Genomic DNA, 1,166 nt, shown 5'->3' on the forward strand with positions numbered 1-1,166 from the left:
CCAGCGCCGCCGCATCAAAGAGCAGGTGTTGGCCGAATGCCTGTACGAACTGGCCGTCTACGTGGAACGCAAGGCCGGCTTCTACGACGCATCCAAGGATTTCGACGAGCAGTTCAATGCGCTCGTGCGCCAGCAGATTTCGGTGGCCGACAAGCAGCAGGTGGCGCGCGATTTCGTCTTCCGCGATAACCGCACCGCCAGCGATGGGCGCCTCGTGCAGATCCACATGCGGATGCTCGACATCTACGAGTACCTGCTGTCGTCCAATACCGATTACCCGCTGCTGCGCCAGTGGCTGGCCGACGCCGAGGTGATGCGTCTGCTGCGCGACGTGATCGAACGCATGCGCCTGGACATCGAAGGCGTGGCCTATGCCGTTGGCCGCGACAGGCCGTCGCCCACGCCGATGTCGTATGACCAGGAGATGGCCGCCATTGAAGGCGCGTTGCACGAACTGCAGCACAACCACCATGGCGTGCCCATCGAAGCCATCGCGGCGCTGGAGGAATCGGTGGCCACGGTGCGCGGTGCAATCCGCCTGATGGCGCAGCTGCACGCCGCCACCGCCACACCGGTCGAACTGTCGCAGGTGCTGCTGCGCCCGGACATGACGCCGTTTCTCACGCGGCAGAAATACGAGCTGCGGCTGGTGCTGGAAGAGCTGACGTGGCGTTCGCCGGTGCTGCGCTTTGCGCTGCGCATCTCGATGGCCGTGGCTGCCGGTTTGTGGATTGCCGACCACCTGCCATATGCGTCGCATGGCTACTGGGTGTTGCTGACCATCGTCGTCATCCTCAAGCCGACCTTCAGCATGACGCGCCAGCGCAACTTCGACCGGGTGCTCGGCACGCTGATCGGCTGCGTGATTGCGGCGGTGATTCTGCGCTTCACCCATTCGACGTGGGTCCTGATGGGCGTGCTGTACCTGTCGACGGCGGCAAGCGCGGCCTTCGTCACCGTGCGCTACCGCTACACGGCCATCGCGGCGTGCGTGCAGGTGCTCATCCAGATCAACCTGCTGCTGCCCGGCAGCAAGGACGCCATTGGAGAACGGCTCGTCGATACGCTGATCGGCGCGGCCATCGCCACCGCCTTCAGCTATGTGCTGCCTGCCTGGGAATACCGCAACCTGCCCAAGCTGGTGGACGACGTGCTGCGCACCAACC

General features: G+C 64.5%; 1 protein-coding gene. It reads left to right on the plus strand.

What is annotated here, in order from left to right; genetic code table 11:
• On the plus strand, nt 1–1,166 hold a 1,166-nt coding region (locus FUT88_RS26040; protein ID WP_147219397.1), incomplete at both ends, for an FUSC family protein.

It is taken from the genome of Ralstonia sp. TCR112, from assembly GCF_007997035.1.
GTDB lineage: Bacteria > Pseudomonadota > Gammaproteobacteria > Burkholderiales > Burkholderiaceae > Ralstonia > Ralstonia edaphi.